The organism is Candidatus Methanoperedens sp. BLZ2, from assembly GCF_002487355.1.
Classification (GTDB): domain Archaea; phylum Halobacteriota; class Methanosarcinia; order Methanosarcinales; family Methanoperedenaceae; genus Methanoperedens.
Window position 1 is genome coordinate 1 of the sequence record NZ_NTMG01000083.1, and the last position, 13,193, is coordinate 13,193.

Annotated in this window: 20 protein-coding genes; 19 read left to right on the top strand and 1 reads right to left on the bottom strand. The window is 40.6% G+C overall.

Annotated elements, in window-relative coordinates; translation table 11 throughout:
* The 13 genes from CL181_RS17795 to CL181_RS17855 form a co-directional block, all read left to right on the top strand.
* Nucleotides 1–232: cytochrome c-type biogenesis protein CcmH (locus tag CL181_RS17795; RefSeq protein WP_176505130.1), on the top strand; the 232-nt coding region annotated here is incomplete at its 5' end.
* Entirely contained in the window at nt 225–1,871 is a 1,647-nt protein-coding gene (locus CL181_RS17800; RefSeq protein WP_097300666.1) for a collagen binding domain-containing protein, read from the top strand. The genes CL181_RS17795 and CL181_RS17800, both read left to right, overlap by 8 nt.
* 134 nt (nt 1,872–2,005) lie before the next feature.
* Nucleotides 2,006–2,425: a cytochrome c-type biogenesis protein CcmH gene (locus tag CL181_RS17805; protein WP_255251634.1), complete on the top strand. Its 420-nt coding sequence runs from the start codon at nt 2,006–2,008 to the stop codon at nt 2,423–2,425.
* Nucleotides 2,422–3,405, top strand: coding sequence for a hypothetical protein (locus CL181_RS17810; protein ID WP_097300668.1), 984 nt, complete (start codon nt 2,422–2,424; stop codon nt 3,403–3,405). The genes CL181_RS17805 and CL181_RS17810 overlap by 4 nt, the downstream gene beginning before the upstream one ends.
* A 16-nt stretch (nt 3,406–3,421) precedes the next feature.
* Nucleotides 3,422–3,889 carry a cupredoxin domain-containing protein gene (locus CL181_RS17815; RefSeq protein ID WP_097300669.1) on the top strand — a complete coding sequence of 156 codons (468 nt, stop codon included), beginning with the start codon at nt 3,422–3,424 and terminating at the stop codon, nt 3,887–3,889.
* Nucleotides 3,890–3,899: 10 nt separating this feature from the next.
* A complete protein-coding gene (locus tag CL181_RS17820) occupies nt 3,900–4,595 on the top strand; it encodes a cytochrome c biogenesis CcdA family protein (protein WP_141398962.1) in 696 nt (231 codons plus the stop codon).
* 12 nt (nt 4,596–4,607) lie between these two features.
* On the top strand, nt 4,608–5,093 hold the full coding sequence (locus CL181_RS17825) for a PCYCGC motif-containing (lipo)protein (RefSeq protein WP_097300671.1): 486 nt from the start codon (nt 4,608–4,610) through the stop codon (nt 5,091–5,093).
* A 66-nt stretch (nt 5,094–5,159) separates the two neighbouring features.
* The gene (locus CL181_RS17830; protein WP_097300765.1) at nt 5,160–5,351 is read left to right on the top strand and encodes a YHS domain-containing protein; all 192 of its coding nucleotides are present in this window, start codon (nt 5,160–5,162) and stop codon (nt 5,349–5,351) included.
* A 30-nt stretch (nt 5,352–5,381) separates the two neighbouring features.
* Entirely contained in the window at nt 5,382–5,645 is a 264-nt protein-coding gene (locus CL181_RS17835; RefSeq protein ID WP_097300672.1) for a DUF2933 domain-containing protein, read from the top strand.
* The gene (locus tag CL181_RS17840) at nt 5,642–6,082 is read left to right on the top strand and encodes a hypothetical protein (protein WP_097300673.1); all 441 of its coding nucleotides are present in this window, start codon (nt 5,642–5,644) and stop codon (nt 6,080–6,082) included. The genes CL181_RS17835 and CL181_RS17840 overlap by 4 nt, the downstream gene beginning before the upstream one ends.
* A 6-nt stretch (nt 6,083–6,088) precedes the next feature.
* On the top strand, nt 6,089–6,679 hold the full coding sequence (locus CL181_RS17845) for a hypothetical protein (protein WP_097300674.1): 591 nt from the start codon (nt 6,089–6,091) through the stop codon (nt 6,677–6,679).
* Between the two features lie 8 nt (nt 6,680–6,687).
* Complete coding sequence (locus CL181_RS17850) at nt 6,688–7,218, top strand: hypothetical protein (protein ID WP_097300675.1); 531 nt, start codon at nt 6,688–6,690, stop codon at nt 7,216–7,218.
* A gap of 4 nt (nt 7,219–7,222) precedes the next feature.
* Nucleotides 7,223–7,732 carry a hypothetical protein gene (locus CL181_RS17855; protein WP_097300676.1) on the top strand — a complete coding sequence of 170 codons (510 nt, stop codon included), beginning with the start codon at nt 7,223–7,225 and terminating at the stop codon, nt 7,730–7,732.
* An 82-nt stretch (nt 7,733–7,814) separates the two neighbouring features.
* Here CL181_RS17855 and CL181_RS21590 read toward each other — a convergent pair whose 3' ends face one another.
* Nucleotides 7,815–7,961: a sulfurtransferase TusA family protein gene (locus CL181_RS21590; protein WP_141398966.1), complete on the bottom strand. Its 147-nt coding sequence runs from the start codon at nt 7,959–7,961 to the stop codon at nt 7,815–7,817.
* Nucleotides 7,962–8,201: 240 nt separating this feature from the next.
* Here CL181_RS21590 and CL181_RS17860 point away from each other — a divergent pair, with 240 nt between their 5' ends.
* From CL181_RS17860 to CL181_RS17885, 6 genes are read left to right on the top strand one after another with little or no spacing between them, the layout of a single operon-like run.
* The gene (locus CL181_RS17860; protein ID WP_097300677.1) at nt 8,202–8,369 is read left to right on the top strand and encodes a YHS domain-containing protein; all 168 of its coding nucleotides are present in this window, start codon (nt 8,202–8,204) and stop codon (nt 8,367–8,369) included.
* A gap of 49 nt (nt 8,370–8,418) precedes the next feature.
* Nucleotides 8,419–9,231 carry a hypothetical protein gene (locus CL181_RS17865; RefSeq protein WP_097300678.1) on the top strand — a complete coding sequence of 271 codons (813 nt, stop codon included), beginning with the start codon at nt 8,419–8,421 and terminating at the stop codon, nt 9,229–9,231.
* A complete protein-coding gene (locus tag CL181_RS17870; protein ID WP_097300679.1) occupies nt 9,228–10,400 on the top strand; it encodes an ABC transporter permease in 1,173 nt (390 codons plus the stop codon). The genes CL181_RS17865 and CL181_RS17870 overlap by 4 nt, the downstream gene beginning before the upstream one ends.
* Nucleotides 10,401–10,403: 3 nt before the next feature.
* Complete coding sequence (locus CL181_RS17875; RefSeq protein WP_097300680.1) at nt 10,404–11,579, top strand: ABC transporter permease; 1,176 nt, start codon at nt 10,404–10,406, stop codon at nt 11,577–11,579.
* Entirely contained in the window at nt 11,580–12,245 is a 666-nt protein-coding gene (locus CL181_RS17880) for an ABC transporter ATP-binding protein (RefSeq protein ID WP_097300681.1), read from the top strand.
* Nucleotides 12,246–12,303: 58 nt separating this feature from the next.
* Nucleotides 12,304–13,158: an SDH family Clp fold serine proteinase gene (locus CL181_RS17885; RefSeq protein WP_176505310.1), complete on the top strand. Its 855-nt coding sequence runs from the start codon at nt 12,304–12,306 to the stop codon at nt 13,156–13,158.
* Nucleotides 13,159–13,193: the final 35 nt, after the last annotated feature.

Sequence of the window (13,193 nt, forward strand, 5' to 3'; positions counted from 1 at the left end):
GGGACTTTCTGAGAAAAAGATATATGATAAACTGATGGCAGAATATGGAAAAGGTGTTCTCGCCACGCCGCCAAAAGAAGGGTTTGACTGGATAGTGTGGCTTGCACTGCCTGCTGGCGTCATTGTGGGAGGGGTCGTTGTCTATAAGATCAGCAGGAAGAGAATGGATGAGAACGAGGAATTTGAACTGGAATATGAAAAGTTCTTGCAGGAGAAAGAGAAAAATGAATAAATTATTATCAATTTTTATAATGTTTGTCATTTTCGTAAGTGCAGCATCGGCTGCACAGATAAGCGGAAGTGTTGAATCGACCGGAAATAAACTTCCTGGCCAGGAAGTTGTACTGAGCAGGGTAAACACCACAGAGAGCGCTGAAACAGGTGTGGTATATACCTACATGCCTCTTTCAAATCTAATAACGGATAAAGACGGAAATTATACATTTGCTGACATTAATGATGGCATGTACAGGGTAAATGTGACATATAACGGGACAATATACGGAGAGAATCTCAGACTTCAGGGAAAAGCTGTTGTGAATTTCAATCTATCCGAAAAAATTGAAGGGTATGTCATTAAAGCAAACAAAACACTTGAAGGAGTACCGGTACGCCTCATGGATGAAGTCGGGATCGAATTAATGGATACGGCCACCGATAAGAGCGGAAAATATACATTTAATAAGGTCAATGCCCGGCAGGGTTACCTGCTGGGTGTGAATTATACTGATGTACCATATACAGAGCATGTCAATGCGTCAGAAAAAGTTAATGTCACAGTTTATGATAGCACAAAAGATGGAGATGGCCTGACAGTGAAAATCGACCATATTGTTCTTTCCAGAGCAGCGAACGGGATAAAAGTTGATGAATACGTCGAATTCCTGAATACAGGAGATAGGGTTTTTTTCAGTAAAGACAGGGCTTATGTCGGCATCTCAACTCCGGAAGGTATAACAAGATTCCAGACCGATGCTATGGAATGCTGTCTTCAGAGGGAAAAAGATTCAGCATGGATAGACCCGATGAATCCTATTTTACCGGGTGAAACATATGGGGTGCAGATATCATACATTTTTAATCCGGAATCAACAAAAGATATATTCTTTAAAAGTATGATCTACAATACTTCATATATCACTCTGCTTTCGGATAAGAAAAATGGTTTCGGGATTGAAAGCCAATTTGCCAGGAAGGAAATAGTCCAGAATGAAGGGAACGAATTCGAAGTCTTAAGCTTCATGAACGTTCCGAGGGATCAAGGACTGGATATCCGGATAACCGGGTATGTTCCCTCTAAGACAGGAAGCAGCGGAGATTTCAATTATCTTATCCCTGTGGCAGCGATTATATTGATCGGGGCTGTCTCATATCCATTCCTTAAAAACAGAATTGGCAAAAAGCCAAAAAGGCTCATTATAAAATCAGTGCCTGCAACGAATAGATCCATCGATGAGATGCAGGAAGCAGTTGATGATATATCACAACTGGATGTTGTTTCAGGGAATGTTCCGGGAAAAGATATCACTGAAATGTCATTTGATGAATTGCTAATTGAAAAGAATGCATCATTTGAATCGATCCTTTCTCTTGAAAATAAATTCAATGCAGGAGAAATTACGGAAAATGAGTATAAGGAACTCAAGAAAGTACATAAAGAAAATGCAACGCTTGTCCTGAAACAATTAAAAGAGGCAGCTTTAAACCTTGATCTTGACCAACCTGTGTATGAACTTGAAAAAATGATAGCCCATATAGGCGACATCGATATCCTGGAAAAGCTGCTTGATCGTGAAAAAGAAGGAGAAAACAGGGTAGAATTAAAGGAAATTATTGAACAGAGAATAGATGATATCGAACGCAATGAGTAAATGTATGTGAGAGTGCGGCGAAGCCCGCACCTCTGTTCAATGATGCTCCTGAGACGAGGAAAATAATGCTCAGGGTAATTATGCTTTTTACACTTCTAACATCAGGAATTAATTATGTCATGGCGGATGATAATATGACTTCTGACCTGATATGCCCCTGTGAATGCGCCATGGTTATTTCAACATGTGACTGTACCACAGCGATACAGGTTAAAAAAGAGATTACCCGGATGAAAGATAATGGTTTTTCAGAAAAGCGGATATTTTCAGCGCTTCAGGCAGAGTACGGAAAAGAGATAATGGTAAATCCTGAAAAAACAAATCCATTATCATTATGGATAGGCGGTTTATCATTAGGTATTTTATTGGTGTTTACGGGATATATTTTTACCAAGAAACCGAAAATGGAGGTTATACCTGAAATTACACCCGACATAAAAAAGTATGAACAGAGATTTGAAGAAGAATATCGGAAGTTTGTTTCCGAATTAGAGGAACCAGAAAAGAATATGGAACCTTTTTCAAGGGGTTCATCAAATCCGGAGGTAAAGTGATAATCGCTTTTAGGTTCTCCATTCCTGTGTTCATTGTAATTTCTTATTTCATAGGCACAGTCTCTGCACAGACCGATGAGAGTATTACAGGTATAAAAATTACTGGAAATATTACATCAAACATCCAGGAAATAAAGAACCAGAATAATTCAATTGACGGACACAATCCGAGCAACCAGAAATATAATATAAGGGTCGCTCTTGACCATATTTTCATCTCAAAAAGAAACAATTCTCTTGAGATATCTGAGATTGTTGTGTTCAGGAATGAGGGCCAGGAAATTTACTACACGGAGAATAACCATACATTCTTTGCCATGTCAACCCCGCTTGATGCACAAAATCTGAAAACCCAGGCAATGGAGTGTTGCCTTGTTCAGGAGGAGGGAATGGTATATATGGACCCAATGCAATCCATTAAACGCGGGGATAACTTCGAGATGCAGATCTCGTACACACTTCTTTCTGAGGGACCAGAATATGTGTTCAATAAAAGTGCTATATACAATACCACTTCTGTCTTGATCCTCATTGATAAAAAAAGCGGCATGAGCATAGATGGATCGAATGAAACTATAACGCTTGGAGGAAATGAATACAGAGTCATCAGCTTTAATGATCTCAAAGCAGGAGAGACTGTAAGTATTCCAGTTAAAATGACGAAGGAACCGGATTATCTATATGCAGGAATTGGAGTACTATCTTTGTTTTCAATTGGCTCAGCCTACTGTTTCAGGAAAAAAATTTTCAGGAGAAAAAAAGAATTAACCCTGGAAGAGTTGGAGGATGAGAAAAGAAAGATTTTCAAAACAATTTATGGATTTGAAAAACATGCAGAACCTGAAAGCTCTGAAGAATTCAGGAAATTGATGGAAGAGTACAGGCAGAAAGTGATCCAGATTTTCATAAAAATCGATAAATTAAAAGACAAAGGTCAGTACGGGTTATTGCAAAAAGAATCTGAAACAGACCTGAAGTGAAGCAGGAGGAGTAATAATGTCAAGATCAAAAAAGTATAAAGGAAAGATGTCGAGAGAAAAGCAAAGAAAAAAACTGCCATATATGAGCATTTTGTTCGTAGTGATCGTTATTGCGATTTTCAGCTCTGCTACATATTTAGTCGTGAGTAAAACAGCGTCCTTGGAACCAGAGGACAAAGAGGCCATTAAAATGACAATCTCCATGGTAGGCTTTGAACCCAATGTAATCAGGGCTAAAGTAGGACAACCTGTGAAAATAAACCTGATAAATCCAGACAATTCAATGCATACAGACGGCGGCGGCATTCACAACTTCAATCTTAAAGAATCCGGCGTAAGCAATGTAAATATCACAGTCTTACCCGAGAGCCAGAAGGTATTCACCTTTACGCCTATGCAGGCAGGGGAGTATCACTGGTACTGCGAATCATGCTGTGGAGGTAAAGAGAATCCCAGCATGCACGGAACTCTCATAGTTGCTTGAAGGAAAAGAAATGACAATCGACCCGCAGACGTTAACACTTCCTCTGGTAATCACGGCAGGCTTAATTGACGGCTTTAATCCATGTGCTTTCGCAGTCCTCCTGTTGTTCATTACTTTTACCATGGGCATGCTCCAGATGCAGACAAACTACAGGTACGGATTGATGAAGGTGGGTTCGATATATATAAGCGGTATATTTGTAACCTATGTGTTAATTGGTGTGGGTATTCTCAGTGCCATTTCTTTCTTTTCCACAACACATGCTGTGGGTAAGGCTGCTGGATTTATTTCAATGATACTTGGGGTTGTAATAATGAAGGATTTTTTTATACCCGGCAGTTCTCTCCTGGCAATCCCCGGGAGTATGCATGCATCAATAAACAACTGGATAAAGCGCACAACAGTTCCCGGTGTCTTCGGAGCAGGCGTACTTGTCGGCCTTTGCACGGTGCCATGCAGCGGCGGCATCTATCTTGCAGTCATAGGTTTGTTATCACTGCAATCCACGCTGTCTCAGGGTATATTGTACCTTTTACTCTATAATCTGATGCTCATCGTGCCTCTTGTTGCAGTTCTTCTTGCTTCCACCAATAGGGCTGTTGTTGATAAAATGGTTGCATGGCAGTCAAGGAACAAAATGAGAATGAAACTATTGATGGGGTCGTTCATGGTGGCTATGGGATTTGTGATACTGGAAATAATTTGATATGGAGAATACATGAAATTTAAATTTATTCTTGGTGCAATTTCGATCCTGGCGATCATAATGATAGTGTATACATTACTATTACCCGGTGACCTGCAAATATTGAACAAAACAAGTCTTGAAAAATCAACCAGCAGTATTAGTATACTAGCAAAACCAGAACTTCCAGAGTTTGCCCAGAAAACCGGGCGGGTGGCTGAAGCCTATATCTTTGCTGCACAGAATCAGGATAAGGTCATGTACCTTGCCTGCTACTGCGGCTGCGCAGGCATGCAGCATTCCGATAAGCTCCTGTCACATAAAAGCCTTAAAGATTGTTATATCAAGCCTGATGGCAGCTATGAGCCGCATGCATCTGAATGCAAACTGTGTAACGATATAACACTTGAGGCAAGGGATATGTTGATGACGGGATCTTCACTGAAAGATGTCAGAAAAAAGATTGATGATGAGTATTCAGGCAGGGGTGTTGGAACAAATACGTCGCTTCCGCCATAAGATACTTATTTTACGTTAGACGTAAAGTACATAAATTGTAAAACATAAAAAGGAGAAATGAAAAATATGCAAATAGACCCAGTTTGTGGAATGCAGGTAGATGAGAATACAGCGCAGTATAAAACAGAATATACGGGAAAGACCTACTATTTCTGTGCACCGGGATGCAAGAAAGCATTTGAGTCTGAGCCAGAAAAATACCTTAAAAGCGGACCCGTAGGGATGGGCGAGAAAAAACCCTGGTGGAAGTTATGGTAACCTTTTTCCCAAAAAATAAAAGGTGCATAAATGGAAAGCGAAACAAAGACCCCTCATATATATGAAGGATTTTTCAGCAAGCACAAGCATACATTAATGATGGTGCTTGGCTGTATAATCCCACTTTTGTTCCTCGGAATTCTATGGGTTGCAGGAGTTTCGCAGAATATACTTTCTTTTGGAATACTGCTACTCTGTCCGATTATGCATCTTTTGATGATGAAAAATATGAAACACGGTACGCAGAATCCTGAAAGCCGGATTGATGAGAACAAAAAAGAGGAACTGAAATGAGAATATCAGGAATAATAGTACTTTTGATCTTGATTACAGTAGCAGTTGGCGGGTGTTTATCAGGTAAAGAACCTCAAACCGAAAATCCCAATGTTGTAGTTCCGACTTCTACTGTAGATAAAACATCAACAACGGATCCATCTGAAACAAGAGAAAACTCAGAAGCAGGAGTAACTATCACTGCTGTGTATCTTGGCAATAATGACTTTGATATTAAACTCGATACACATTCTGGATCGCTGGATTATGAGATGGTAAAGATATCTTATATCCGCGACAGCAAAGGAAGCATCATCAAACCAGAGTCGTGGGATGGAGGAATTGGGGGTCATCATTTTGAAGGCACCCTGAAATTCCCGGAATTTGACGATAGCGCAGGTTTTGAACTTGTCATCCAGGAAGTTGCAGGAGTGAAAGAGAGGGTTCTGAAGTGGTGATCATATATGAAAAGAATTTATATTATAATCATCATGGCTGCTGTGGTGGCAGTATTTTTTCTGTACCTATCAGATTCCAGAAAAAGCATATTTACAGAAAGACTTGGCGATATGACGTTGACAAGATACGAAACTGGCGAGGTTGCTGCACAGCAGATATCGAACATGTACGGACTAAAGGATATACCCCTTGCAAAAGGGTACTTTGCAGTTTACAGCGGCAAGAAAGGCATCATGCGTATCTGGGTCGCTGAAGCCACAGATCATAGTGCTGCAAATGATGCCTTCAGCGCGATGAATTCCATGCTCGGAGGTTCAACAGGGCACGAAGGGCATGAATACTCAGGCGATGTTGGGCAGATAGACTCGCATAAAGGGCACGGCGATGCAGGTACTATGAATGGCACCATACCTGTTAAATTGGATATTATGGAGTTTGTGAAGCCCGATGTATATATGATGAGAACAAATAACGAATATAATTACTATTATTTTAAAATGGATTATAAGATGGGAAGAGTCTTCTGGATAATTTTTGATTCTGCAGATACTGGTTATCAATTGTCTATCGTGAAGCAGGCTGTGGTGGATATATAGGAGAAGCTATGGGAAAAAACAGAACTGAAATATACCTTGCAATATTCATAATCGCAGTAATAGCAGTTACTGCGGCAGCTTACCTGCTTACCCAGGAAAAAAGCAGCACAAGCATGTTCCCTGACAAACTGGGCGATATGAGCCTTGCTCTTTACAGGGATGGAGATATTGCAATGACAGAAGTAAAAGGACTGCACCGCAATAATCCGGGCGTAGTAATAGAGAACGCATACGTGGCGAACTACAGGGGTACGCCTCCCAGTAAAGCCAAATTCTGGGTATCAGAATCAAAAACAAGCGAAGAAGCATTATCTCTTCTTGCATCTATGAACAGCAGTGTAGGAAAAACCGGGATGTTCAGTAATTCCACGCCTATGGATATAGAAGGAATTACTGTTTATTTTGTGAGTGGAAAACCGGAACTTGGTCTGTATCATTACTTCTATGTCAAAGATAAAAGAGTATTCTGGATACAGATAGATAATCCTGATGAAGCTTACAGACTCAACTTCGTGAGAGAGGCCATAAAACGGATTTAACTCAATGAAACGAAGAAAAACCAGTATTTTTTTGATAGTTGCTCTTGCTGCAATTATAATTGCATCTGTTGTAATCTTATCTTTGAGTCAGAAGACATTTTTTCCAGACAAACTTGGTGACATGGAACTCAAACTTCATAGGGAAGGTGATATTGCTATTAATGAGATTAAAAAGTCGCACTCTGCAAAGGATAATGTCCTTCCGGATGAAGCCCACATAGCGCTCTACAGGAATAGCGAAGGCAACAGGGCAACAGTATCTGTAACATCAGCAAACACGGAAAAGAGAGCGGTCGAAAAGGTAGATAACATGACAAAAGGAATGGGGGGAATGTTTGGCATTCCGGAAATCCTGGAACTAAATGGTTTGAAAATCTATTATACCGAGGGCGGCGGAGAGTATCACTACTATTACTCAAAAAACAATCTTGTGATCTGGATAGCTGTAAACAACCCTGACAGAACATACCGTTCAGGACTTATCGATGAAGCAGTAAAAAGCATAGGTGGATAATTAATAGAGTTCTTCAAACCCGAACCTATCGTCCTCAATACTCAATATCATCAGATTAGTTCATTTGCACGCTATTATCTCATCACTTCTTTTTTAAATAGATGATGCAAGTATCGCCTTCATTTTCAATCCTAAGGATTCTGTCGCCAGATTTTTTAGTCCATGCGTCGATATTCTCGAGAGCATCAGGATCATTTGCAACTACCTTTATTACCCCACCGCTGGCTATCTACTCCGCAAGCCATTTTGTCCTTATGAAGGGGTAGGGGCATGCTTCGCCTCTTACATCCAATACTACATCTGGTGTTATCTCTGCCATTAGAACATCTCTATGATAATTAAAAATAGATTCTAATTTTTCATGTGAGTTGCGCTTTATAAAATTGAAATAAAAATGCCCTCAACTTTATGAAAATTCAACCGAAAGTCTCTTAAGAAATGAATAGTCTAGGTTTAATTAGTGAAATAAATGGCAATTGACCCTATATGTAAAATGGAAATAGTAGAAGATACTGCCCAGCACAAGACAGAATATAAACAAAAAACCTACTATTTTTGTTCTGCTGCATGCAAAACTGCTTTTCAAGCGAAACCGGATAAATATTTGAAAGATAAACCATGGTGGAAAATATGGTAGCATAAAATATGAACATAAGGAAATCTTCTATAATAGATTGGGGCAACATATGAAAAGGATCGTCAGCATAATTTTCTTCATTATCATTTTATCCAGTCCTGTTCTTGGTGCATATCCAGATGTGTATTTCACTAAGATCTCTATTGATGGCGTAAATACAGATTCTAATGGATTAAAGCTCCTATTAAGAGCCAGTGAACGCCATTCTGGCGCTCATTTTCAACCTTATGTTGTGAATGTGAATTTCATACTTATAGACCATGAGAAGACTATTTTTTCTGAAAAGGTCAGACAGGTCTCTGTTGGAGAAACTATTGGGGGCACTGCTGAAATAGTGCAACCGTGGTATGTTTCACTTGAAGAAGGCAAGAACTATACTGCACTGGCAGAAATATATCTGGTCGAGAATGGGAAAGTGGATTATCTCACTACAGCATCCGCAAATTTTACAGCAATAATGGATGCAAAGATTGAGGATATCTATGGTGACAGCATAGGTGCCAGCGCTACCGTGAAAGGCGAATCAATGGTCCCCCTTGATGCAAAGATAATATTCACGCTGAAACAGGATGGGATAGTACTGGAAATCAGGGAAGCAAAGGCACCGTATATCATGTCCAATGACCAGGAGAAAACTGTTGATGTGCTCTGGAGTAAAAGTCTTCAACCGGGCGAGTATGTTATAGCTACTGAACTCAGGGGAGACGATACAATTGCAAGATATGATAAGGCAATAACAGTTGATAAAAAACAGATCCCTGTAACTCCTGCAACACCCACACCTGCGGCACCAGGATTTCAATTGTATTTTGCCGTAGGTGCCCTGCTAGTGATAATCCTTGCCCGAAGGAACATGAAATGAAATTTTCAGAACTAAAAGCCGCTTTTTTCTATGCAAGAAAGGACATAATAAAAGACAAGAAGGTCTTTTTTTTTATCACAGCAGCGATTATATTCGCAACTGCTAACATAATAGTTGTAAATGGATTTATGGGTGGTATAGCAGATGACCTTATCGATAATTCAATAGAAACTTCTGTGGGCCATCTAAATGTATATCCCAGAGATGATGACCGGTTCATCGAAGGCATTGGTTTTAAGGAACAAAAACTTGCATCCATGAAAGATTTGGTGGCGTTCTCTTCAAGATTGTACGCCGGAGGCACCCTGTCTTTGCGCGATATCACAACCACAGTGAACATAATTGCTGTTGATGTTGAAAATGAAAGAAAGATCACAAAGCTTCTTGAAAAACTTGATACAGGCAGCACTCTGGAACCTAATGATAGAGACATTCTCATTTCCTACCGCCTGGCTGAGGATATGAAGGCAGATGTCGGAGACCATGTTACTTTAGTTTTTGAAAATGGCGATTCTAAGTTGTATAAAATCAAAGGTATTATCCATACAGGGATTTATGAACTCGATGTTGATACTATTTTCATTTCAAAAACTGAGCTAAATCAACATCTTGGCTTTGGTGATAAAGCATCTATCATCCTTGTTAAACTTACTGATAAAGATATGGCTGAGGCAAAAAAGCAGGTTTTTATAGATGAACTCGGGGTTTCTAAAGTGAAAACATGGGTTGAAGAGATAGAGCATATTGTGAAATCCATGGGTGCATGGTCTGAGTTCTCCAATATGGTCATCTCTGTGGGTCTGATAGCATCGGCAATCTCCGTGGGTGTAATTATTTTCATAAACGTAGTCCACAAACGAAGGCAGATAGGTATCATGAAAGCGATAGGTGCGAGCAACTCTTTTGTTTTTATCGTATTTATCATCGAAGCAGGTCTTTTCGCCATCCTGGGTGTGGCAGGAGGCGACTTTCTGGGATATTATGCGACAAAATATTTTGAAACCCATCCCTTCTGGGAGCCCATAACGCGTACCTGGTTCAGGGCCAGGTTCTATCCATATCTTCTTTACAATGCATCCATTGTGTCCTTTGGCATCACAATAATAGCGGGGATATATCCAGCATTAAAAGCAAGAAAGACAAACATTATAAAAGCAATATGGGGATAACATATGGGATTGAGGTCCGACATTAGAACAGCATTTTTCTTTGCCAGAAAGGATACATCAAAGAATAAACGGGTTTTTGCTCTTATAATAATAGCTATTGCTTTTGCGACCGCAAATATCATTATAATAAATGGGTTTATGGACGGCTTCTCTAACTCGTTAATGGATGTGACGCTGGATATTTCTTCGGGTCATGTCAACATTTATCCAAAAGAGAATGAAAGGTATATTGAAGGACTGGGAATAAAGGAACTGAAACTGTCAAGGATGGAGAACGTAATAGCCCACTCTCCACGCTTGTATTCCAGCGGTACACTGTCGTTTAATGGGAAAACGAAAACAGTTAAGATCGTTGCACTGGATCCTGAAAAAGAGCGGGACGTGACTACAATCCTCGGGAAGATAATTGAGGGTGGAACTCTTAAACGAGAAAATGAGATTCTTATATCCTACAGGATTGCTGAAGACCTGGGTGCGAATGCAGGTGGAGAAGCCACCCTGGTATTCGAGAACGGTAAGTCAAAGACATACAGGATCAAAGGCATTACTCGAACCGGTGTAATGGATATTGATGCCAGCGGCGTCATAATGTACATGGGTGAAGTGAACAGGATTCTGGGATTATCTGGAAAAGCATCAATAATAATGGTCAAGATTTCTGGCAGGGAACTGGCAGAAGAGTACAGAAACATTCTGAAAAAAGAGCTTGAAGTTACGAAAGTCAAGGTCTGGAGGGAGGAGATAGAGGGAATAGTTGGTTCAATGAATACCATAAAGAAAATGACCGACACGGTCATAGCAGTGGGGCTTTTTGCAGCTGCTGTCTCTGTTGGTGTCATAATCTATGTTAATGTCATCTATAAGAGAAGGCAGATAGGCATGATGAAAGCAATAGGTATGAAAGGCTCTGTGATATTCACAGTATACCTGATGGAGGCACTTTTTTTTGCCATCATCGGGGTAGCAAGTGGTGATGCTCTCGGGTATATGGGTACAAAGTACCTTGAGACAAAGCCCTTTTACTGCCCTATTATCAAGGAGTACATCAGTGCGAAATTCTATACATATTTGCTTTACGATGCATCAATAGTTTCAGGAGCAGTAGTTGTGCTGGCCGGTATGTATCCTGCCCTTATCGCCGGCAGGACAAACATTATAAAAGCAATATGGGGGACATGAATGAAGATAATAGATACGATATATCTGAAAAAAACTTATAGGCTTGGAAGGATAGAAGTGAATGCTCTTAATGGTGTCACAACGTCAGCTGATGAAGGCGAATTTGTGGCCATTATGGGGCCTTCCGGCAGTGGCAAGAGTACATTTTTGAATCTTGTAGGGATGCTGGATATACCCTCAAGCGGGGAGATATATTTAAATGGGACGGATACCATTAAAATGGATGAGCGAACCCGTACCGAATATCGTCTAAAGAACATTGGGTTTGTGTTCCAGTTTTTCAACCTTTTCATGGAATTGACAGCCGTAGAAAACGTCATGTTCCCCATGATGCTTTCAGGTCATCCCTTTCACAGGGAAAGAGCGGAAGAACTTCTTGAAATTGTCGGGCTCAATAAAAGATCAAATCATCTCCCTTCAGAACTTTCAGGAGGAGAGCAGCAGCGTGTAGCTATCGCCAGAGCCCTTTCGAATAAACCCAAGTTGCTGCTCACGGATGAACCCACTGCGAACCTGGATACAAAGATAACCCGGGAAATAATGGAACTATTCAGAACCCTTAACCATGACCAGCACCAGACAATAATCATGGTGACCCACAACCCGGAGTTGGGGGAGATGGCGGATAGGATCATTCATTTCAGGGATGGAAAAGTGGAGGGATAATGAAGGTGAAAATAAGACACGAGATCAATATCATTTCTGGATTTTAAGGAGGATAATCATGACAGAAAAATGTATCTATTGCGGCATGGAAATCGAGGGAAAAGGAATAATAAAAAAAATCGATGATGAAGATATCAAGTTCTGCAGTCGACATTGCGCAGTCATGTTCGATGGGCTTGAGAAAAAGGGAAGAATGAAAGCGGCGATCATGGCTGAGAGGAATGCCATAATCGAGGACATAGAAAAAGAGAGAGGTACCAGGGTCATAACAATGATCCATAGAAGAGAACCGTGGGAAGAAAAAGACGATAGCCAGATCAACATCGAGGATACGGAGCATGTTCTGATGAGGATAAGACAGACGCCAGAGGATGTGGACCTCATGCTTCACACACCAGGAGGCTTTGTGCTGGCATCTGAGATGATCGCTATGGCTGTGAAGAACCATCCGGCAAAGGTCACGGTTATAATCCCTTTTTATGCCATGTCCGGTGGCACGCTTATTGCTCTTGCGGCAAATGAGATCATGATGGAGAAAGACAGCGTGCTCGGTCCTGTTGACCCGCAGTTAGGCGGTTTTCCGGCAGGCGCATTGATCTCGCTGCCAGAAAAAAAGCCCGTGGAGACAATATCAGATGATTACATAATGCTCTCAGAGGAAGCCAGGAAGAGCCTGATAAGGGTGCAGAAAATGGTAATGTGGCTGCTGGAAGATAAAATGGATAAAGAGAATGCAGAGGAACTAGCAGAGTTTTTGACGGGAGGATACATGACGCACGATATGCCCATTGTTTTTGATGTTGCAAAGAGTTTTGGCTTGAATGTTAAGCAGGGTATTCCAAAGAAAATATATGAGCTTATCAGGACGTTTGAGTTTGGTGCTTGTTCCCGACCCCAGAGTGCGAAATATTGAATAAGGAATTATACGAACTTTACCCCGAGATCAGA